The sequence below is a fragment of the Bradyrhizobium sp. UFLA05-125 genome (assembly GCF_059803515.1).
Genome location: NZ_JBANBJ010000002.1, coordinates 39,503 through 61,289, shown reverse-complemented (window position 1 = coordinate 61,289; position 21,787 = coordinate 39,503). Strand labels below are relative to the sequence as shown.

Below are 21,787 nucleotides of genomic sequence, written 5' to 3'. Positions count from 1 at the left end.
TCGAGACGGATTCTGGCATGGCGAAAAGAGATCAAACCCAGCGTGCGTTATCGTCCCTCTCCGCGCTTGAGGCTCGCGCCATGTGTTAGCGGAGTGTGCATAACCAAACGACGGAAGGTCCCTCTCCCCGCGCACGCGGGGAGAGGGACTGGTGTCACTTAGCGGGCTTGTACCACTTGTCGAGGCCGTCCTGCAGTTGCTTGCCGGCGGCATCAGGCGTCAGCTTGCCGTTGACGACCTGCGCCGATACGTTCCAAAGCTCGTTTTCCAGATTCGGCGTACCGCGCGACAGGATCTGATACGAGTTGCGGATCGTCGACTTGCAGGTCTGGCGCCATCCGACCATCGTCGCCGCGACGTCGTCCTCGACCTTCACCGGAGTCTTGGCGAGGGGGAAGAAGCCGGGAAGCGCGTTGGCGTAGATCGTTGCGAATTCCGGCGTCGTCAGCCATTCCAGGAACTTCTTCGCGTCCTCCTTGTTCGTCGACGCTGCGTTGACGCCCATCGCGATGTCGGTGTGATCGGAGATGTAGCAATCCGTCGTGCCGGCCGGCTGCGGCGGCGGAAATGCACCCATCGCGAATTTCGCCTGACCGCGGAACGTCGAGATATCCCACGAGCCAGCCGCATAGATAGCGCCCTTGCCGAGCGAGAACAGGTTCTGGCTGTCGGCGTAGGTCTGCGCCTGGAAGCCCGATCCCAGATACGGCGCCCAGCTGGCGATCTCCTTGAATGCCGCGACATATTGCGGGTCGGTGAGCTTCTCCTTGCCTGCAATCAGATTGGCGCGACCGATCTCGCCTTTCCAATAGTCGGGGCCGATGTTCTGGAATCCCATGGTTGCGGCCTCCCACTGGTCAGCCGTTCCCATCACCAGCGGGACGTATGTCCCGTCCTTCTTCAGTTTCTCAAGTACCGCGTGAAATTCCTCGAGCGTCTTCGGCTCGGACACGCCGACCTTGGCGAAAGCTTCCTTGTTGTAGATGAACCCGGCGATGACGGAGGCGATCGGAACACAGAAGGTCGTTTTGCCGTCGTCGGTTTGCCATGCGGCTTTCGCGACATCGGAGAAATTGTCCATGCCCTTGAGGCCGTCGACGCTGTCGAGCTGATGCTTCTGGTAGAGCGCGAGCGAGGCGTCGAACGGACGGCACGTAATGAGGTCGCCGGCGGTGCCACCATCGAGCCGCGCGTTGAGGGCGGCGTTGTATTCCTTGGGCGCCGAAGGCGCGAATTCGATCTTGATGTCGGGATAATGCTTGTTGAAGGCGGGAATGATCTTCGAGTTCCAGATGTCGGCGTCGTCGTTGCGCCAGCTCTCGATCTTCAACGAGCCTGCCTGGGCCGACGCAAGCCCCGCAAGCAACGCCAACGCGGCAACCTCAGCTCCCATTGCAGCCTTGAATGTCCGTCTCATGTTACGCTCCCTTGTTCGGGCCTTCGCCCTTGATTTCGTTGGCTCTTGCGCGTGCGCGGCGCAACGCGTCGTCTATCCGGCCTTCCGCAGCAGCGAGCGACGTAACGGCTTCGCTCATGCTGACGATACCGCAGGCAATCAGGATTGCCGGCTTGACCTCGCCGCCGGCCTCGCGCAGCGCCGCCTCCGCTTCCGCATTGCTGACGCCGGCAATTGTTGCGACGATTCCGCGCGCCCGCTCGCGCAATTTCGCATTGTCGGCCTTCAGATTGACCATCAGGCCCTGATGGATGTGACCAAGCTCGAATCCCATCAATGACGAGAGCATGCCGAGCGCGGCCTTTTGCGCAGCTCCGGCCGCGAGCCGTGTCGAGCCGCGCAGCGCCTCCTCCCCGCTTTCGAGCAGGATCGACGCGTCGGCGCCGACGAGCAAGGGCGAGCCTGGACGATGCGCGATGCCGATCACGAATGCGCCGCGACGGCGCGCCTCGGCGGCGGCCGCGACAGTGAACGGCGTCGAGCCGCTCGCAGATACGACGATCACGGCATCACGAGAGAGGTCACCAAGCCCGGTCATAGCCCGCTCACCGGCTGCGGCATCGTCCTCCGCGGCCCCATCGATGCGGAACGGATCAGCGGTCCCGCCGGGCAGGACGATTGCGATGCGGCTCTCCTCAAGGCCGAACGTGCCCGGAAGCTCGGCCGCATCTTCGGCCGCCGCAAGACCAGAGGAGCCTGCACCCGCATAGACCAGACGCCCGCCTGCCCGCCAGATCGCGGCGAGGCGAAGCGCGGCAGCGCGAATGTCGGCGGAGACAGCCGCGACCGAGGCGACTGCGCGGCGATAGGATGCGAGCATCGCCTCTGCGAACACGGCATCGTCGACCACCGCGCCGGTGTCGCGCCATCCCTCCCCGTCCACCTCCAAGTTCGGCAGCCCCGACATCGTGAATACCAATGGTAGATACCTCTTGTATTTGTTTTAGCCACGTGACATACCACTTGTCTAGAGGCGTTAAGAAATTTTTTAGGAGGCTCCTTGGCGAAGGCGCAGTTCTTCCTCGGTTTGGATGGTGGCGCGACCCGCTGCCGCGCGAGGCTGCGGGATTCGTTGGGCCGCGAACTGGGGCATGGTCTCGGGCCGGCTTCGAATATCTATCTCGATTTCGACGAGGCCACGCGGGTCGTCCGTGAAACGATCGATGCCGCGATCACCCCCGGCACGCCAAGGCAGGAGATCGCTGTCGGCCTTAGCCTTGCCGGGCTTTCTGATGACAAGGAAGCAGAGCGCGTCTCCGCTGCCCTGCCCGGCTTTGCGCGCATCGTCGCTGTCAATGATGCTGTCGCGGCCTGCGTCGGCGCCAATGGGCTCGGCGACGGCGGACTGATCATCGCGGGTACGGGCTCGGCGGGCATAGCTCGCGTGGGAGGTCGAACGACTATCATCGGCGGACGCGGTTTCTGGCTCGGCGATGACGGATCGGCCGCACGCCTCGGCGAGTCGGCGTTGCGCGCGACGCTGCGCGCGATCGACGGCCTTGAGCCCATGAGCGGCCTGGCGCAAGCGCTCGGTCGCCATTTCGATAACGATCCGTTACGGATGAGCCGCTGGGCAGCGGACGCAAGGCCCCGAGACTACGGCGCCTTCGCACCCGAGATCCTTGACGTCGCCAGGTCCGGAGATCTGCGCGCGCGCGAAATTGTCGGCGAATCCGCCAGCGCGATAGCGGCGCTTGCGAATGCGCTGAATGCGCACGGCGCCGAGCGCATTGCGCTCGCCGGCGGCTTCGGTGAGCCCTTGCGCCCCTTTTTGCCGCCTGATGTGGCCAAGCGCCTCGCCCCGCCGCGGCGCGACGCAGTCGATGGCGCAATCCTGCTCGCCGGCGGAACGCTCGCGGAGGACGCGGCATGTCCATGACCGTCGAAACCGCGCCGGGCCAGAAGCTCTATCGTGCCGTGGTCGACGCGCTTCGGCGCGAGATCGAGACGGGTCGCTTCGCGGAAACGCAATTGCTGCCGGCGGAGCGCGTATTGTGCGAGCTGCTCGACGTATCGCGCACCACGCTGCGCAAGGCGATCGCCGATCTGATCGCTGAAGGAGTGCTGTTTCACCGCCATGGCGCCGGGACCTTTATCCATCGCGCAACGCCGCGCGTCGAACAGCCTTCCTCGCGCCTGACGAGCTTCACGGAAGACATGCGGCTGCGTGGATTGGAGGCGAGTTCGCGCGAGCTCGAACGCGGCGTGTTCCTACCAACGCCGGAAGAGGCAATGATGCTTGGCGTGCGGCCGAACGAACGCGTGTTCCGGCTCGGCCGCCTGCGCCTGGCCGACGATTCGCCCATGGCGATCGAGCGCGCTGCCGTGCCGATACGTTTTCTTCCTGAACAGGATTCGGTCGGCGGTTCGCTTTACGAGGCGCTCTCCGCGCGCGGCTTCAGGCCCACCCGGGGCCTGCAGCGCTTGCGTGCAACCCTCGTCGATAGTGCGGATGCGGAACTGCTCGGCGTCGCACCGGACAGCCCCGCGCTCTATATCCAGCGTATCGCTTATCTCGCCGACGGATCTTGCGTCGAATTCACGAAATCCTGGTACCGAGCCGACGCCTATGATTTCGTCTCCGAACTCACGCTATCGCCACCGGCCCGAAAGGCGCATCGATGACGACCCACATGCTTGAGGAGATCGGCGAGACAGGCGATGCAGTGGCGCGCCAGCTTGGCAAGAATGCGGAGCGACTCGCTGAACTTGGCGCGCGTCTGCGCGCCCTCGATCCACCGCTCGTCGCGACCATCGCCCGCGGCTCGTCGGATTGCTGCGCGCTCTATCTGAAATACCTCGTCGAGATCGTTTCGGGGGTGCCTTGTGCCTCCATCGGCCCGTCCATCGCGACGCTTTACCGTACGCCCATGCGGCTTGAAGGCGGCGTTTCCGTCGCGATCTCGCAATCGGGACGCAGCCCGGACATCATCGAAATGCAGCGCGCCGCACGACGCGGCGGTGCGCTGGCCGTCGCACTGGTCAACGACGTCGCCTCACCGCTCGCGCAAGAGACCGAAGTGCTACTACCGTTGTGCGCAGGCACGGAACGTTCCGTCGCTGCGACCAAATCGATGGTTGCAGGTCTCGCCGCGGGCGCGAGCCTTGTCGCGGCGTGGCGCGAGGACCGGGAGCTCGCAGACGCCCTCACCGGCCTGCCGGACGTCCTGCGTGGTCAAGCGGCGCCGCCGCCCGCGGCGATGCTGGAGAGGCTGGCAAATGCCCGCAGCGCATTCGTGCTTGGCCGCGGCGCGACGCTTGCGATCGCCGCGGAGGCGGCGCTGAAGCTGAAGGAAACGTGCGCCATTCACGCCGAGGCCTACTCTGCAGCGGAGGTGCTTCATGGCCCGGCGGAACTTGTGGCTTCGGGCTTTCCCGTAATCGCCTTCCTGCCGTCCGACGCGGCGCGCGAAGGCATGCTGCCGACGCTCACGGCACTGACCAATGCCGGCGCGACGGTGATTACAATCGAGACGGGTGGCACCGACGAGGCCGATCGTCTCGCGACGGCAAAAGTCGAAGCGACACTTCTGGAGCCGATCGTCATGATCCACCGCTTCTACCGCCTTGCCGAGACGCTTGCGCTCCGGCTCGGGCGCGATCCCGACCGCCCCCGCAACCTGCGCAAGGTGACGGAGACTGTTTGATGACCATTCTGTCCGGTGCGCGGATTTTTGACGGCGAGCGTTTTCTCGATGACCATTCTGTTGTCGTCGAAGGCGAGCGCATCACTGCAATCGTTCCTTACGCCGATGGACCTCGCGGCGCCGCGCGCGATCTCGGTGGCGGCCTGCTGGCGCCCGGCTATATCGATGTGCAGGTCAACGGCGGCGGCGGCGTCCTGTTCAACGAGGATCCGACGCCCGAGGGCATCGCCCGTATCGCGGCCGCGCATCGCAACCACGGCACCGTCGGGCTGCTGCCGACGCTGATAACCGACACGCCGCAAGTGACGGCCATCGCCATTGCCGCCGCGCGCGAGGCGCGGCGTCTGACGCCGGCGTCGCTCGGCATCCATCTGGAAGGGCCGTTCCTGGATCCGCGCCGCAAGGGCGCGCATGAGCTGAGGTACATCCGCAACCTCGAGCCCGACGACGTCGCGACGATCGTCGAAGCGAATTGCGGCTCGGTCATGCTGACGCTCGCGCCCAATCGCGTCGGGGTGGAGAGCATCGCCGAACTTGCCCGGCAGGGCGTGCTCGTCTCGCTCGGTCATTCCGATGCGACCTACAAGGAGGCGCGCGCCGCGGTCGAAGCCGGCGCGCGCGCGTTCACCCATCTGTTCAATGCGATGAGTGCACCGGCCGTTCGCGAGGCGGGTATGGTCGGCGCCGCCCTCGATCTCGACGAGCCGTTCGTCGGCATCATCGCCGACGGCCATCACGTGCATGAGGCGAACCTGCGCATCGCGCTTGCCGCCAAGCGCCGCGATCGTTTCATGCTGATTACCGACGCGATGCCGCCGGCCGCCGGTGGTCCCGATCAATTCGATCTGCTGGGCCGCCGCGTAACAAACGTTGATGGTTGCCTGCGGCTCGACGATGACACGCTCGCCGGTTCGGTGCTGACCATGGACGAGGCAGTGCGTTATGCCGTCAACGTCCTAAGGCTCGATCTCACCGATGCTCTCGCGATGGCCTCCCGCATTCCGGCAACGTTTCTACGGCGTGAGACTGAGCTCGGCCGCATCGCGCCCGGATATCTGGCGAGCCTCGTGCATCTCGACGACGATTTGCGGGTACTCGAAACCTGGATCGAGGGCCGGTCGACCGCCGACCGCCCCTGACGCGATCTGGCGGGCGTTGTTTCGATTGAAGGACGCGATTGAGCCATGTCTTCTTCATCTTGGTCGGCAACGCAGCCCATCCGCGTGCTCGTGGTCGGGCTCGGCACCATGGGAACCAGTCATGCCCGCGCCTACAGAGCGATCGAAGGCTTCGAACTCGTTGGCCTTTGCACGTCTCGTGCGGCCGATCGCCAAGACCTCGAGGCCGAGTTTCCTGGTCTGCCGCGTTTCGAGCGATACGACGAGGCACTCGCGATACTGCGTCCGGACGCTGTCGCGATTTGCACTTACACCGAACATCACGCCGTCATGGCTCTTCAGGCTTTCGCGGCAGGAGCGCATGTGTTCTGCGAAAAGCCGCTGGCCGACACGCTGGAGGCCGCCAGGAGTGTGGTTGAAGCCGCGCGAGGGAGCGGAAAGGCGCTGCTGATCGGCTATATCCTGCGCGTCCATCCGTCATGGTCGCGCTTCGTCGAAATCGGCCGCACGCTCGGAAAGCCGCTCGTGATGCGCATGAATCTCAACCAGCAATCGGCCGGCTCGTTCTGGGAGGTTCACAAGAAGCTCATGCTATCGACCTCGCCGATCGTCGATTGCGGCGTACACTATGTCGACATCATGTGCCAGGTGACGCGCTCGCGGCCGATCACGGTGCACGCGGTCGGAGCGAGGCTCACGGACGAGATTGCACCTAGCATGTACAACTACGGCCATCTTCACATCGTGTTCGAAGACGGATCGGTTGGTTGGTACGAAGTTGGTTGGGGGCCGATGATGAGCGAGACCGCTCATTTCGTGAAGGACATTATCGGACCGAACGGCAGCGTGTCGATCGTTGCAAAGGAAAGCACGGACGCGACTGCGCGTTCGGCGGAACATGACACCCATACGCGCACCAACGCGATTCGCATCCATCACGCGGGTCTGAACTCGGAACGCGATTTCGCGAAGCCCGATGAACTGCTCTCGACCGAAGACGAGCCAAACCATCAGGAACTCTGCGAACGCGAGCAGCAACTGTTTCTGAGGGCGATCCGCGGCGAGATCGATCTGTCCGAGCATCACGAGGCCGCGATCAACTCGCTAAGCATCGCGTTTGCTGCCGACGCCAGCATTCGCAGCGGCGAGGTCGTACGCCTGTAGCGACTGATTCTCGGATGGAGTCGTGGCGCGGGACGTCGAGCCCGGCAGGAAGCACACACCATCAGAGCATTTGAACACTCGTAGTGGGTCCGTAGATCTTCCCTCGTGGAAGCGAGATAGCTTTGACCTGTACGTGCGCAAACGCCATCGCTATGCCGCAACGTCCGCAGAGAAAAACCCCGGCGGTTGCCCGCCGGGGTTCTCTGATCGATCGAGAGATCGAACTTAGAAGTTGCGCTGGGCGCGGAGGAGCATGCTGACCGAGTTCTGGTCCTTCATCTCGTACAGGCCTGCCGGCTTCGCAGCGGTAGCAAGGCCCGGGCTCGTGATGGTGCCAGAGTACTTCTGGTCCAGATGCGTCCAGTTGACGTCCGCCGTGAAGGCCAGGTTCTTCACCGGGGTCCACACGGTGTTGACACCGACCACGGAGAAGTTGAAGTCCGGGTTGCAGTTGCCGGTCAAGGCGAGGAGGCCAACCATGTTGGCGCAGATCGTGGTCTTGCCACCGGAGCCGTACTGCACGGCGCCGTAGCCACCGTAGATGGCGCTCGCCCAGTTCGGGTTCCAGTTGTGGGTATAACCACCACGGAAGCCCCAGGTCTTCACAGTCTCGATCGACGAGCCGGTGGTGAAGACACCGTCAGCAATACCGCCGATTCCGAGGCTCTGGTAGGCGCCAATGCCGCTACCGCTGTACATAAAGAAGGACTGTGGGAACAGGCTCTGGAAGTTGTAGCGAGACGCGCCATCCGTGTAGACGGCCTGCAGGTTGATCGAGTCGCCAGGTCCCGTCGGGATGTTCTTGATCGACAACGCACCCTGGATGGCCCAGCCCCACTTGTCAGCCGGGTGACCGGTGAGTTCCGTGGTGCCGTAGTAGGCAGCATGGATGTCATGCGCGGCAACCGAGACCTGAGCCAGACCCCAGGCCTGGTCGACGCGGATCGCACCGACGATGTCGGGAACGCGCGTCCCACCCCAATCGTTGTTGCCATAGACGCCCGTGATCATGTTGGCAGCGGTCGCACCCGACAGGTTCCAGAGGTTCGACTGGCCGTTTGCCGCCGTGCTCAGATCCTGCAATGCCACCGAACCGGTGATGCCCTGGCCGAAGTCAGCCGTATAGGCAACCTGGTTCACACCGGTGACGTTGTTGGAGCCGCCCGGAATGGTGTCGGGACCGCCAGCCGGATAGCTCTGCCACGGAGCGTCGAAGATCGAGACCGTGCGGCCGAAGGTGAAGCCAGCGAACTGGATGAACGCATGGTAGAGGCCGAGCGAGGCGGAACCGGTCGAGAACGCCGACGGGTTGCTGCCGGTGACCGAGGTCGTATCCCAGGTGAAGACCATGTCGGCGTAAGTACGAACCACGCCATACTCGGTCGCCGTACGGGTATCGACGGTGAGGTCCATACGAGCGCGGCTGTACCAGTAGTTGGTCAGACGGTTGTTCGAACCCTGGTTCGCGCCTTGCATGAACGAGTAGTCGCCCGAACCAAGCGTAGTGTCGGCACGCACGTAGCCACCGAACTTGATGCAGGTGTCAGTGCCCGGCATGTAGTAGAATCCGGCTCCGTACAGGGAGCAGATCTTCACGTATTCGACGGCCTTGGCCTTCACGGGAAGATCGGCTGCCTGCGCTCCGCCAACGGCAATCAGAGCCGCCGCCGAGCCAAGCATAAGGCTCTTCGTCAATTTCATTTGCTTACCTCCAAGTTGGTGCTGGGCGACTTGGACGCGATCGACGATCGCGGCCTCCGGCCCCTCAATTCCCCATTCGTCCGCCCCCGATCTCCGGTTGCGGAAACGACTTCAAGGGTGCCCCCCTCCGTCGCTAAGTTCGATATAATTCACCAAAACAATCAGCTCAATTAATTGTTGCGATCAATTAACTGTTCGCGGCGGGCTGTTGTAACAGCGCAACACCACTGAATTCGGGGAAATTTGACCTGATTTCGCATCGAAACTGATAGCAAAAAACCCTCGGGGGGCATCCCGAGGGTTTCCTTGGAGGTTTAACAAGCGGTGTTTCGGAACTCCCTATTGAGGAGTTCGAACTGCTCTTAAACGTGATAATGCTTATTCCAATCAATTAATATTTTCAAGTATCAATTCAAGCCGATGCTTGCCGCTATCTAGCCGCGAAAACTGGGCATTTTACCGCCGTGGATAACGAATATCTGAGAGCAAAATCACTTGAGATGACAGTAGAGTAGCTAGTTAAAGGGCTCTGGTCCTCCAACTTCGCTGGAACTCAAAAATGATCGAGAAAAACCTCGACCGAGCAATCAGGGATTTCATCTGGAATGTGGTCGAGATCCACTCCCAATTGGAGGATATCCATAAGAGCTGGGCCGAACTCCTCGGCATCACAGAACCGCAATGGCTGATCTTGATGGCCATCGAAGAGTTGGATGAGGGGCAAGGCGTGGCTGGAATCGATGTTGCGGGTAAGTTGCGGATTCATCCGGCATTCGTCACCAACCAGACGAAGAGTCTCGAGAAGGGCGGATTGTTGTCGCGAGCGACTCGTGCGGACGACGCGCGTTATGTCTTGATGTCCCTTACAGCCAAGGCACAAGCCGAAATCGCGAAGCTCGCCAAGAGGAAACTTGCTCTAAACTCGACAATGTTCAACGAGTTCGACGAGAAAGCCTTGGCAGATATCAACGTCTCGCTGGCGACGATTGCGAAGAATGCGCGGCTCGCATCCCGTCTGCTGGCGATAGATATCTCCTGAACGTGGAGCAGCTTGTTGACCGGCGCATCATGCGTCGGGGCCTCCAGCTCGAACGAGCTACAGGGCGGACATCTTTGGACTTGATCTGCTCGCTGCTGGCCGCCTGCTACAGGTAGGTTATCGGTTCAAATTGCCGATGCGGTCCGAGTTTTTGCTGGAGCCAATCGAGAACGAAATTGTCCTTGGTGACGAAGTTTTCGAACTGCCCCGAATTCTGAGCAATTGCAATGGAGCAATCCACTCCGGCAGGCTTGCACTCGGCTTGCAGTTCAAGAGCATCCTGCTGGTCGACCATCGCTCGACCGCCAGCCATAATCAGGACCGGACACCGCATTCGACGCACCAACTGTAGACTGGACTTCCGCACGCGGTCGCGGGCCGGGTCCCACATTCCCGTCATCCAGCCCACGCTCGCTCGATGTCGGAGCGCGGTCCAAAGTCCGCCATCACAAACAGCTGCAACTATCCTGCGGTCGGTTGCAGCGATGCGCGACGCATGACTGGCGGCGATTCTCTCACCGCTGACAGCGATTCGGCCAGCATCGACATCGGATCGGCTTTCCAAATAGTTCAGCCAACTCGCCAGGAAGGCTTCAGGCCCGAATAGACGATGCCTTGATGCATCGTCTCCTCGAACAACCAGGATCGACAGATTGCGCCCCTCAGCCGCAGGCAGAAGCCGGCTCAGGATCGTATCGACGGACGATTCCTCGTCGCTAATGCAAATGACCGCGGGTGCAGGCCGTGCGCGACACGCGGCGGGCAGAAAGCACCCGGCAAGCCGCACTTGATCAAAAGGCTCAATCTCTACCCGCTCCACGCGACGAGGCTCACAGGCCTCGAAACTCCTGAGGCTACCCTCGATCCGGTCCTCAAGCGCGGTGCTCGATGAACTCCCTGCCTCGGCGAGTTCTCTTGCCACCTCAAAAGCTGTCAGGGCGCAAAACCAGGATTCACTGGATGACGTTTGCAGCTTTTTCCTGATAGCGAGCTCGGCCGAATCCCGATACCGATCACCAACCGTCATCCAGTTGTGAATCCCGCGGTCGCGATCTCCAGGAGCCGCAACCAACATATTGTCAAGAAATGCCGCTGCAGCGCGCCGCACATCTGCAAGGTTGGCGCAGGCGTTCGTCATCGATGCCTGCGGCCACCAATCGCCGTCCATGTCCCCCTCCGAAGGCCTGCTCTTCAACTCGCATAAGCACCCCTCCTTGAGTATTCGCCCGACTGTCCCCTCAACGCGTCCCTTGTCCATTTCGCGAGCAGGCGAACTTGCCAGCAAGAGACGCTGGCAAAACGCGCACGTCTATTAGGATTGTCGGAACACGACCCAACGAAGATTAGATTTTTGATCGGCTCGGTCAACCCTCGTCGGCGGACATGAATGCAGCAACGATGACCAAGATTGGCCGGATCGTTTCACTTTGTTTCCCGAAGCCCAGCCATGAATCGTCGCGATACAAGCTTCCAGGATTGCATCAACCCTTCGGCATTCTCCAACGTGGCCCCAAGACTTCCATGCCCATCCCGAGCCTTCCTTGCAAGAGCAGGCGGTATTCTTACGGGAAAAGCTAACGAGCCCGGCGGGCAAGCCGACGCGGCCTGGCGCAGCCCTGCTCAGGTGGCGGAAGCCGCCTTGGTACAGGCTGTCACACAACTAGGCATGACGCGTCATGGAAGCTTTCGTGTCGGCGGCGCGCTATCCAGTCGCACCCAGCTCAAGTGTGACAGATCCTTCGATCGTGCCGATGGTCAGGGGCTCCGCCACTCCGATCGGCGTCACACGCAAACGGTCGAATGCCGGACGGAAATCGCCTTGCGCCCTTCCCGTCAATTCCAGACCGGTGGCTTTCCGGCACAAGCGAACGGACAACAGCAACGCATCCGTGCGCCAGGCTGTCATGTCGCCGTCGTCCTCGTAGAGATCGGCAGTGGAATACGTCTCCGGCGCGCCGAAGACCATAAGCGACCGCTCACCCGGACTGCCGGCCAAATCGATGTCAACGACCGGAATCATGGCGCCGGCGCGAACGAACACTGGCAGGCGCCCCAAGGGCGCGGCGACCTGCACCGTCCCACCACCGGCGAAGTGTCGACCATCGTGCCAGTCGTACCAGCCACCTTCATGCGCAGGTAGCTGGACGCGGCGCTCGGAGACGCCCTCCTCGAGCACAGGAGCGACGAGCAAATCGGGGCCGAGCATGAAGGCGTCCTCGACGCCCCTCACCGCCGCATCGTCCGGGAAATCCCAGAACAGTGGACGCACCACGGGCTCATGGTCGCGACTGGCGCGCCACATCTGCGTGTAAAGGTAGGGCAGCAGTCGATGCCGCAGCCCGATCACGGCGCGCACCTGCGGCAGCACGGATGCGTGCATCCAGGGCAGTGTCACCGAGCCGTCATCGTTCCAGGAATTCATGATCATGCGCGGCCAGAGCGCGCAGAACTCGACGAAGCGGCAGAGCAACTCCGGGCTTGGCCTCGGGCCGTGAAAACCGCCGACATCGTGGCCGATGTTGAAGAGCCCGGACAGGCTCATGTTGAGACCCTGCGTGAGATTGAAACGCAGCGTCTTCCAGGCGGTTTCGTTGTCGCCCGACCAGGTCTGGCCATAGCGCGCGAGCCCCGCCGGCCCGCCACGCGTGATGACATATGGCCGTCGTGACGGGGATCGGTCGGCCTGTGCCTCGAAGGAAAGCTTCGTCATCAGCAACGCCTGCGCCGGGCGCGCCAGCGCCTGGGCGAAGGGACGGCCATCGCCGGCACAAACCGCGTCCTCATCCCAGATCTCGAACTCATTGTTGTCGTTCCACATGGAAACGACGCCATGATCGAGCAGCGCATGCTCGATGCCCTCGCGCCACCACCGGCGCCCGTCGGGATTGGTGAAGTCGACGTGAAAGCCGACGCCATCCCAGAACTGCGCGACGGCTGGAGCTTCTGTCGCCTTGTCTTTCACCAGGATGCCGGCGTCGATGGCCTCGGTGAGCCGCGGATGATCGTCGAGCAGACACGGCTTGATGTTGGTCACCGGCTGGATGCCGGCTTCGACGAGCCGCGTCATGGTCGCGGATGGATCGGGAAACTTGTCGTGATTCCAGTTGAATACGTACCGCCGCCCGCCGATCGAGGTATAGCCGGAGCCAAAATGGAAGCTATCGCAACGGATGGCGTGGCGGCGACAGTCGGCAATGAATTCCGTAACTCGCCTGTCCGCGTCGGGCGCATCCGCTATCGCCATCGACGTGACACCGAACCCGAGCGACCAGCGCGGCGCAAAGGCCTGGCCCCCTGTGAGCCAGGAGAAACGACGCACGACCTCGCGCACACCGGGCCCCGCGAGCACGTAGAAGTCGAGATCGCCGTCATCGGCGCGATAAGACCGGAACGTGCCATGGTAGTTGTCGATCGTGCAGCCGAGATCGACAGATCCGGTGGAGAGATTGTCATAGAAAATGCCGTGAGCGCCTTGCGGCCCATCGACGATGACGAACGGCAGCATCTTGTAGAGCGGATCGCTCAGCTCGGCGTCGAAGCCGCAAGGGTCTACTGCGTCGATGGCAAAGCGTCGTCCCGTGCGATCTAATGGGCCCGCCTTGTCGCCCAGGCCGTAGTGGCGCTCGTCCGGGTGACGCGCCGTCATGTGCGCGATGGCTGGGGTTTTGTTGGAGACAAAATAGGCCTGGGTCGGTCGGTCGCGCAGGAATGGCTCGACCTCGTGCCCGCGTCGCCAGGCAACCCCGAACGGACGCAGCGTGACCTCGGCCATGAGCCCCGCTGCCGCTACGCTGATGGTACCCTCGCCCACAGTCACCGTCACCGGCGGATTGGCGAAGCCCGACAAGTCGTCGCGATCGCGTCCCCCATACGGCGGCTCGATGCCGCCAGGCGCCAGCGACCAGCCGCGATCAAGTCGAAAGCCGCCAGCACGGCGCAGCGTCACCCGGCCCAGATCGTGCTCGAGGATGCGCACCGCGACGGTGGCTCCCTGCCCGACGTCGAACACTGCGGCTCCGCCTTCGAAACCGCGATAGCGGCCCTCAACCAGGGCTTTCATGTCTCAGCACTCCATCATTGGTCTTGTTCTATCGTCGTCTGCCCTCGGGATTCAGCGGCCGGGCCCCGAACGGCAGCCCCTTCGGCGTCGAACAGGTGAAGGTTGGCCGGCTCGAAACGAACCGGAAGAGTCTCGCCGCGCCCCCGCAGCGCCTGGCCGTTCTGCCGCACTGTGATCTGCGGCAAGCCGGGCGCGCTGCCATAGAAATACGTGTCGCCACCGAGCTGTTCGACGAGGTCGATGGTGAGTGTCAGATCAGCGGCGTCTGCGGCGAGCGTAATATGCTCGGGGCGCACGCCGAGCGTCGCTGATGTGCCCGCAGCGACCGAGCCCGTCGTTATCTTGATCGGTTGACCGGCCTCGCCGACGCGCACCAACCCCGGCGATGCCACCTGCACCGGCAGCAGGTTCATGCGCGGCGAGCCGATGAATCCGGCCACAAAGAGATTGTCCGGCCGATTGTACAGTTCGAGCGGCGTACCAATCTGCTCGATGCGGCCGCCACGTAGCACGACGATGCGGTCTGCCATGGTCATCGCCTCGACCTGATCGTGAGTGACGTAGATCATGGTGCCGCCGATCTCGGCATGCAGCGCCGCAAGCTCCTTGCGGGTGGCGACGCGCAGTTCGGCATCAAGGTTGGACAACGGCTCGTCGAGCAGGAAGATCTTGGGATCGCGGACGATCGCGCGACCGATCGCCACGCGCTGCCGTTGTCCCCCCGACAGTGCTTTCGGCTTGCGCTCGAGATACTCGGTGAGGCGCAGCATCTTGGCCGCGCGCCGAACCCGGGCGTCGATCTCGGTACCGGCAAGACCCATGTTCTCGAGCGCGAAGGCCATGTTCTTGTAGACGGTCATGTGCGGATAGAGAGCATAGGACTGGAACACCATGGCGAGCCCGCGGTCGGACGCCGGCACGCGCGTGACGTCGAGGCCGTCGATCGCAATCTCGCCGTCGGTCACATCCTCGAGCCCGGCGATGATGCGCAGCAAGGTCGACTTGCCGCAGCCGGACGGGCCGACGAAGACGATGAATTCGCCGTCCGCGATCGCAAGATCGACGCCGTGAATCACGGCGATCGTTCCGTAGGCCTTGCGGACGCCCTTGAGAGTCAGGCCAGCCATGACGACATCCCCGCCATCATTTCATCCCCGTATTGGCTATTCCCGTGGCGATGAAGCGCTGCAGAAACACGAAGACAAGAGCCACCGGAATCAGCGATACTACCGTCATCGCCAGGAGATAATTCCACTGGGTCTGCAACTCACCCTGGAAGGCGTTGAGACCGATCTGCAGCGTGAACGATTCGGACTTGGTGAGCACCGCGAGCGGCCACAGAAACTCGTTCCACCGCCACATGATGGAGAAGATGGCCAATACTGCCAGAGCCGGTGCCGCCAGCGGCATGACGATCCGCCAGTAGATTTGCCACTCGCTTGCCTTGTCCATGCGCGCCGCCTCAATGAGGTCCCGCGGTAGCGTCAGCATGTACTGCCGCAACAGGAAGACGCCTGTGGGCGTCGCGGCGCCCGGAAGAATGACTGCCCAGAGCGAATTGACGAGGCCGAGCTTCGTGACGACGAGATAGACCGGCACGAGGATGATGGTGATCGGGATCATGAGCGTGCCGATCACCATCAGCATGGCGACGGTCTTGCCTCTGAATTCATAGATGGAGAGAGCATAAGCTGCCATCGAATTGATGAGCAGTGTGATCAGAGTTGCGATCGTCGTGACGAATACCGAGTTCCACAGATAGTGCGTGAAGGCGAATTTCTGGAGCGGCTCGGTGTAGTTCGAGGTCACGAAACTCAGGTGCCGAACCGGCGCGAGCTTGGCGGTTGGCACGCGATATTGCTGTTTGGGATCGGCCGGATCGACCATCTGGGCGACCAGCCCGATGCGCCTGATTTGCGCGAACTCGCGACGCTCGCCATTGTCGAGGATGGCTGCAAAAAGCGGCAGCGGCTGCGGAAAGCCCTGCACTCTGACTTCCTGCTGGGACAGCGGCAGCAGCGAGGGCGGAAATTCCAGCAGGCTCGCCTGGGTCTTGAACGAGGACAGGACCAGCCACACGACGGGCCCGAACATCAGCACGACGCCGAGCCCGAGATAGGCATAGGCGGCGATATCGGTCCAATGCCAGTGCCCGCTCCGACGGCGGGCGCGCAGCAGCTGAATTGGCTTCATGAGGCGCTCCGGGTACGAGACAACTGCGCCAGCGTGAGCAGAAACAGCACCGCGCCGAGCACGATCGAAGCCGCCGCAGCGAGGCCGAAATTCTGCACCTGGCTGGCAAATGCAGTCTCGTAGATGTACTGCACGATCATCAGCGTTGCGGTCCCCGGTCCGCCGCCGGTCAACACGAACACCTCATCGAACGTCTGCACGCCGCGGATCAGCGCCAGCACGATCACCACGATGAGGTTCGGCCAGAGCAGCGGCAGCGTGATCCGCCAAAACACGCGCCAGCGCGGCGTCGCGTCCATCTGCGCCGCTTCGTAGAGATCGGCTGGAATGGCCTGCAATCCCGCGAGCAGGATGAGCGTGTAGAAGCCCATATGCGCCCAGACCGAGACGAAAACCGACCAGAACATCGCCCAGCCGGGATCCACGAAGAACAGCACCTTCTGCCCCCCGATCGTGGTGAGCCCGGCGTTCAGCAGGCCGTCGCGTTGCAGTATCCATTTCCAGACCAGCGCAACCACGACCGGTGACAGCAGCACTGGAAAGAAATAGACCGCGCGAAAAATGCCGCGGCCGCGGATCCGCATGTTCAGGACCAGCGCGGTGACGAGCGAAAACGTCACCATGGATACGAGCTGGAAGATGGTGAAACGCAGCGTGTTCGCAACGCCGCGCCAGAAATGATCGACCCGGCACGACGCGGGATCGAAGAAGGAGCCGCAGTCGAACAGATAGGCGTATTGATCGGTCCCGACATAGGGTCGCTCCGAAGGAAACAGCGACTCCCCGCCGGTGAACGAAAACACCAGATCGATCGCAAGCGGGACGAACACGAACAACGAGAAGAAAACGAGGTTCGGCAGCAGGAAGACATAGGCCATTCGCCGCTCGCCGATGAGCCGTTGCAACAGGCGCATTGGACGATCGACGAGGCGCAGCAGGTTGCCGCACACCGCACCCAGCGCCGTCTCGGCCGCGCGGCGCAAGCGCGCGAGCAGCGAGACCGTCGGCGCGGCCTGCGGTTCACTGCCAGTTGGCAAATCGGTCATGCCGCGATGCGCCCAGCGCCTACTTCTTGTTGCGCTCGGCGAGCTGCTGCTCGACGTCGCCCGAGATGCGCTTATAGGCCTCATCGAGTGTGATCTCGCCGGAGACGGCCTGGCCGAGCCGGCTGATCACCGCGTTGAGGATGACGCGACTCGCCGGATAGCCCTGCAACTGATTGGCCGCCGGCGCGAGTTGATTGACACCGTCGCTGAAGACCTTGAGCGCGGCATTCGCAACCGGCGACGCATCCTTGTAGTCGAGGCCCTTGCGGGCGAGACCGAGATGGCCCGGCACGAACAGGGAGCGGGCATAGAACTCGGCGACGACGTCCTCGCTCGCGAGGTAATCGAGCACGCGCGCCACTTCTTCGGGATGCTTGGTGGACTTGATCCCGACGAGCGCCGCACCGCCCGGCATGCCGGAGCAGTTCGCCGGCCCGCACGGCGTCGGCACCGCAACCCAGTCGAACGCCGTTCCGATCGTCTTGTCGAACTGGCTGATCTGCCAGGAGCCCGATTCATACATGACGACCTGGGCGTTCTTGAATTCCTCGTTGGCTCCGCGGTAGGTCGCCCCCGCCACCGAGCCCCATAGCTCCTTCGACATCACGCCGCTGTTGTGCCAGTCATAGATCAGCTTGGCCGCGCGCTTGAACCCGTCGTCGATGATCGCCGGCTGCCCCTTGCCATCGAACACGGCTGCGCCTTGCGAAATCGCCATGCCGAAAAAGCGGTGACCGGAACGGTCGAACGCGATCGGAAACGGCGCCTGGACCTTGTCCGCCACCTCTTTTGTCGCCTTGCCCCAGTCCTCCCAGGACGCTTTCGGACCCGGCATTGCGACGCCCGCCTGCTCGAACAGCGTCTTGTTGACGAATGGACCGGTCACGGTCAGTTGGGTCATGAAGCCTGGAATCGACGACGTGTCGCCCGGCACCCGCATCCACTGCAGGAAGGGACCGTAATTCGCTTCCCAGTAGTCGGCGTTCTTCAAGTAGGGGCGCAGGTCGAGCATATAGCGGGCAAGGCCGCCCATGTCGCTGACGCGGGCAATGTCGGGCCCCTGCCCCGAGGCAAGTTGCACCGGCAGATTCTCGTTGATGGCCTTGAACGGCACCTGATCCAGAACGACGTGGATGTCGCGGTTCTTTTCCTCGAAGCGGCGGAGGAGATCGGCCATCACCTCACCTTCGTTGCCGTCCGAGTACCAGGTCATCCGCAGAACGGTCTGCGCCGCGGCGGGATGAACGCCCGAACCGCCCGCCAGGAGGCAGACCGCCAGCACAGAGGCGCTGATGGCGTGTCGGATAACAGTTCTCATAGCGTCCTCCCGGCGAAGTCTTGGTTGTTAGGGCTAGTTTGGCAAACGTTTGCCTAAATTGTCAATCGCTGTATTCTCCCTCTTCAGCGGATCACAACCGAGCCAATCAATGAAGAACAAACAACGCTCCGCGCCCGCCTCACTTGCGACCGTCGCTGCGGCGGCCGGGGTTTCGATTGCCACCGTCTCGCGCATCGTCAACGGCGAAACGCGCCGGGCCTCTGCCGAGACCGTCGAGCGCGTCCGCAGGGCCATCGCCGTCGTGGGCTACCACCCCAACCACGCCGGCCGGACGTTGCGCAGGCGGGAAAGCCGCCTCGTCGCGATGCTCGCCCCCAACCTGGACAATCCCGTGATGGCCGCGATCGCCGCTTCGACCGAAGCCGCGCTGCGCGCCGCCGGTTACGTGATGATCCTCTGCGACACGCACGATCGACCTGATCTGCAGGACGAATATCTCAACGCCATGCGTTCGCAGGTGGTGCGCGGCTATATCATGGTCGCTAGTGTGCCGAGCGCAGTGCTGAAAGATTTCGTCGCTGACGGCGCGCCAATGGTTTTCGTCAACCGCCGCCCGCCGTTCGGGCGCGGCGCCTTCGTTGGTATCGACAACGTCAAGGCGGGCGGCGAAGCCGCCGAAATGCTGTGGTCCGCGGGACTGCGGCGCTGCGGCGTGCTGGCGCCCGCCCGGGGATCCTCCGTCACGCGGGATCGCCTCAAGGGATTCTGCAACCGTATGCGCGCGCTCGGCGCCACAGAAATCCCGAAGGCGGAGGCGGCCGGCCGTTCTCACCTCGAGATCGGCTACGAAGCCGCCCAGCAGCTCGCCGCGCGCGATGGCTGGCTCGAGGGATTGATGTGCGTCAGCGACCAGATCGCCTATGGCGCCTATCGCTTTGCTCGCGAGAGCGGCATTCCGGTTCCGGAACGCTGCAGGCTCGTCGGCATCGATGGCAACCCACTCAACCGCTGGATTGCACCGTGGCTGCGATCGATCGAGGTGAAATACGAGGATTTTGGCGAGCCGATCGTCGAGCTACTCGACCAGGTCTGGCGCGGCAAAGGCCAGGCGGAGCGCATCATGCCGCACGGCGTGGCATGACAACGTCTTGAGAGCTTCGCCACTGCCTGGATCTGCGCGGTTGAACGGCTGATCGAGGGCGTCGATGGACAGGCCGACACCATTACGGCGTACGGCTGCGCAGGCTTGCTCGTCTCGCGTATTCCAGCGCCGTAAGCTAGGAGCCTTCCTGCACACGCTCCAACTTCTGCAAACAACGCGTGGCGCGCACGACGGCGGGCATCTCCTCGTCCGGAAAGTTCGTCTTCCAGTCGGTGACGCCGACCTCGCCGACATACAGGTCACCATGCGAATCCAGCGCGATGCCGTGCGGTGCCAGGAACTTGCCGCTCGCGATACCCGGACCATCTTCGCCGCCGAGCCGCGCGATGCGCCTTCCTTGCGCATCGACGATCGACAGTCGCGGGCCGAGATTAGGCACCTTGCGGTTCACCGGCATGGCGGGGCCGAGCTCTCCGATGATGAAGGTCGGCTTCCTTCCGCCGCAGCAGCACAGCGCACAGGGCCGATGCAGGTTATTCCACTGTGTCTCGTACCTGCCGTTGCCGTCGAACACTTGCACGCGATGGTTCTCGCGGTCGGCGACGTAGACATAACCGTCGGCGTCGGTGGCGATGTTGTGAACGATGTTGAACTGGCCGGGATCGGTGCCAGGCTCGCCCCAGCTCATGATCAGCTTCCCATCCGGCGTGAATTTGTGGACGCGGGCGTTGCCGTAGCCGTCGGAGACGTAGATCTCGCCCTTCGGCGACAGCGCGGTATGGGTGCAGCGATGAAAGGGATTGCCGCTCATGAACGGCGTGGGCTTCTCGGGGATGCCGATCGTCAACAGCACCTTGCCGTCGGGGGTGCACTTGCGCACAGTGTGATCGCCGTCATCGGTGCAATAGAGATTGTCGTCGGCGTCGATATGCAGACCGTGGGCGCGGTTAAACAGTCCCTCACCCCAACTCCGCAGGAAATTGCCCTCGCGGTCGAGCACCACCATCGGATGGGCGCCGCGGTTGAAGACGTAGATGCAGTCCTTGCTGTCGACCGCGACGGACGCGACGTCGGTGAGCTGCCAGCCGTCCGGCTTCGCCCAGTTCTCGACGACGCGGTAACGATGCTCGCCCGAGCCGAGAATGGCCGGCATGTAGTCTCCTTGCCTGTCGCGTTGCGGCACTGGATCCGCCTCGATCGCAGAACGCTACGCCCTAACGTTCGGATTGCCGGAGCCGCGGGCGAGTCGATCGTCGTAGGCCTGCCTGTTCAGGCAAAGGTACAATTCTTGGCCTCGAGCACCTTGCCAATGCCCGACAATTCGAGAATGTCGCCACCCGCCTTAAGCGCTTTCATCACGCTGGCTTCCTTTTCCTCGCGCGCGGCGGATTTGACGCAAACGTCGGCGATGTTCTCCTTGGGCACGATGACCACGCCGTCATCGTCTGCGCTGACGATATCGCCTGGGCGGACTGCGATGCCGCCAATGACGATCGGCTGGTTGATGTAGCCGAGGGTCTCCTTCACGGTTCCCTTCATGCACAGCCCATAGGAAAAAACATGGAAGCCGGTATTGCGGATCGCCGGACCATCGCGCACGCCGGCATCCGTGACCAGGCCGGCGAGCCCCTTGGCGACACAGGCGGTCGCCAGCACCTCGCCGAAACCGCCCTGCTCCGGATGGTCACCTGCGCTCACCACGAGCACATCGCCCGGCTTTGCCAGCGAGATCGCCGTGATGAGCATCATGTTGTCGCCGGGGTGACAGCTCACGGTAAACGCCGGCCCGCAGGCCCGCATTCCCGGATAGATCGGCTTGATCCGGGACGTCAAAGCACCCGAGCGCCCCTGCGCCTCATGAAGGGTGGATGGAGGAAATTGCTTGATACGCTCTACGAGGTCTGCGGCAGGCCGATCGAATGTTCTGACAACGTGAACCATGGTCCCTCCAAGGGTCCGAAATCTGTGCTTCACCCTGAGAT

At 62.8% G+C, this 21,787-nt stretch carries 18 protein-coding genes; 7 read left to right on the top strand and 11 right to left on the bottom strand.

Features of this window, described 5'->3' with window-relative positions; all coding sequences use genetic code 11:
- Positions 1–154: 154 nt before the first annotated feature.
- On the bottom strand, positions 155–1,417 hold the full coding sequence (locus SO156_RS03700) for an ABC transporter substrate-binding protein (RefSeq protein WP_498533884.1): 1,263 nt from the start codon (positions 1,415–1,417) through the stop codon (positions 155–157).
- 1 nt (position 1,418) lies between these two features.
- Positions 1,419–2,363 (bottom strand): N-acetylmuramic acid 6-phosphate etherase, encoded by a 945-nt coding sequence (locus SO156_RS03695; RefSeq protein ID WP_498533883.1) that lies wholly within the window; start codon positions 2,361–2,363, stop codon positions 1,419–1,421.
- A 93-nt stretch (positions 2,364–2,456) separates the two neighbouring features.
- On the opposite strand from SO156_RS03695, the gene SO156_RS03690 reads away from it, so the two are divergent.
- The 5 genes from SO156_RS03690 to SO156_RS03670 are packed head-to-tail and all read left to right on the top strand — an operon-like array spanning position 2,457 to position 7,385.
- Positions 2,457–3,335, top strand: a complete 879-nt coding sequence (locus SO156_RS03690) for a glucosamine kinase nucleotide-binding domain-containing protein (protein ID WP_458142924.1) — start codon at positions 2,457–2,459, stop codon at positions 3,333–3,335.
- Positions 3,326–4,081 carry a GntR family transcriptional regulator gene (locus SO156_RS03685; protein WP_458142922.1) on the top strand — a complete coding sequence of 252 codons (756 nt, stop codon included), beginning with the start codon at positions 3,326–3,328 and terminating at the stop codon, positions 4,079–4,081. The genes SO156_RS03690 and SO156_RS03685 overlap by 10 nt, the downstream gene beginning before the upstream one ends.
- Positions 4,078–5,103, top strand: a complete 1,026-nt coding sequence (locus SO156_RS03680; protein WP_458142921.1) for an SIS domain-containing protein — start codon at positions 4,078–4,080, stop codon at positions 5,101–5,103. Before SO156_RS03685 ends, SO156_RS03680 begins: the two co-directional genes overlap by 4 nt.
- Entirely contained in the window at positions 5,103–6,242 is a 1,140-nt protein-coding gene (gene nagA, locus SO156_RS03675; protein WP_498533882.1) for an N-acetylglucosamine-6-phosphate deacetylase, read from the top strand. Before SO156_RS03680 ends, nagA begins: the two co-directional genes overlap by 1 nt.
- A 45-nt stretch (positions 6,243–6,287) precedes the next feature.
- A complete protein-coding gene (locus SO156_RS03670) occupies positions 6,288–7,385 on the top strand; it encodes a Gfo/Idh/MocA family protein (protein ID WP_458142917.1) in 1,098 nt (365 codons plus the stop codon).
- Between the two features lie 225 nt (positions 7,386–7,610).
- On the opposite strand, the gene SO156_RS03665 is transcribed toward SO156_RS03670, so the two are convergent.
- A complete protein-coding gene (locus tag SO156_RS03665; protein WP_498533881.1) occupies positions 7,611–9,086 on the bottom strand; it encodes a porin in 1,476 nt (491 codons plus the stop codon).
- A gap of 559 nt (positions 9,087–9,645) precedes the next feature.
- Between SO156_RS03665 and SO156_RS03660 the strand changes: the two genes are divergently transcribed.
- Positions 9,646–10,125: a MarR family winged helix-turn-helix transcriptional regulator gene (locus SO156_RS03660; protein ID WP_458142914.1), complete on the top strand. Its 480-nt coding sequence runs from the start codon at positions 9,646–9,648 to the stop codon at positions 10,123–10,125.
- A 106-nt stretch (positions 10,126–10,231) separates the two neighbouring features.
- On the opposite strand, the gene SO156_RS03655 is transcribed toward SO156_RS03660, so the two are convergent.
- The 6 genes from SO156_RS03655 to SO156_RS03630 form a co-directional block, all read right to left on the bottom strand.
- On the bottom strand, positions 10,232–11,293 hold the full coding sequence (locus SO156_RS03655; protein ID WP_498533880.1) for an alpha/beta hydrolase family protein: 1,062 nt from the start codon (positions 11,291–11,293) through the stop codon (positions 10,232–10,234).
- A 534-nt stretch (positions 11,294–11,827) separates the two neighbouring features.
- Positions 11,828–14,185: a glycoside hydrolase family 31 protein gene (locus SO156_RS03650; protein ID WP_498533879.1), complete on the bottom strand. Its 2,358-nt coding sequence runs from the start codon at positions 14,183–14,185 to the stop codon at positions 11,828–11,830.
- A 14-nt stretch (positions 14,186–14,199) separates the two neighbouring features.
- A complete protein-coding gene (locus SO156_RS03645; protein WP_498533878.1) occupies positions 14,200–15,312 on the bottom strand; it encodes an ABC transporter ATP-binding protein in 1,113 nt (370 codons plus the stop codon).
- Positions 15,313–15,328: 16 nt separating this feature from the next.
- Complete coding sequence (locus SO156_RS03640) at positions 15,329–16,378, bottom strand: carbohydrate ABC transporter permease (RefSeq protein ID WP_498533877.1); 1,050 nt, start codon at positions 16,376–16,378, stop codon at positions 15,329–15,331.
- Positions 16,375–17,424: a carbohydrate ABC transporter permease gene (locus tag SO156_RS03635; RefSeq protein ID WP_498533876.1), complete on the bottom strand. Its 1,050-nt coding sequence runs from the start codon at positions 17,422–17,424 to the stop codon at positions 16,375–16,377. Before SO156_RS03635 ends, SO156_RS03640 begins: the two co-directional genes overlap by 4 nt.
- Before the next feature lie 19 nt (positions 17,425–17,443).
- Positions 17,444–18,742, bottom strand: a complete 1,299-nt coding sequence (locus SO156_RS03630) for an ABC transporter substrate-binding protein (protein WP_458142906.1) — start codon at positions 18,740–18,742, stop codon at positions 17,444–17,446.
- Positions 18,743–18,851: 109 nt separating this feature from the next.
- Here SO156_RS03630 and SO156_RS03625 point away from each other — a divergent pair, with 109 nt between their 5' ends.
- Positions 18,852–19,844, top strand: a complete 993-nt coding sequence (locus SO156_RS03625) for a LacI family DNA-binding transcriptional regulator (RefSeq protein ID WP_498533875.1) — start codon at positions 18,852–18,854, stop codon at positions 19,842–19,844.
- 136 nt (positions 19,845–19,980) lie between these two features.
- Here the strand turns inward: SO156_RS03625 and SO156_RS03620 are convergent, their stop codons facing one another.
- Positions 19,981–20,958 carry a peptidyl-alpha-hydroxyglycine alpha-amidating lyase family protein gene (locus SO156_RS03620; RefSeq protein ID WP_498533874.1) on the bottom strand — a complete coding sequence of 326 codons (978 nt, stop codon included), beginning with the start codon at positions 20,956–20,958 and terminating at the stop codon, positions 19,981–19,983.
- 116 nt (positions 20,959–21,074) lie between these two features.
- Entirely contained in the window at positions 21,075–21,746 is a 672-nt protein-coding gene (locus SO156_RS03615; protein WP_458142902.1) for a 4-carboxy-4-hydroxy-2-oxoadipate aldolase/oxaloacetate decarboxylase, read from the bottom strand.
- Positions 21,747–21,787: the final 41 nt, after the last annotated feature.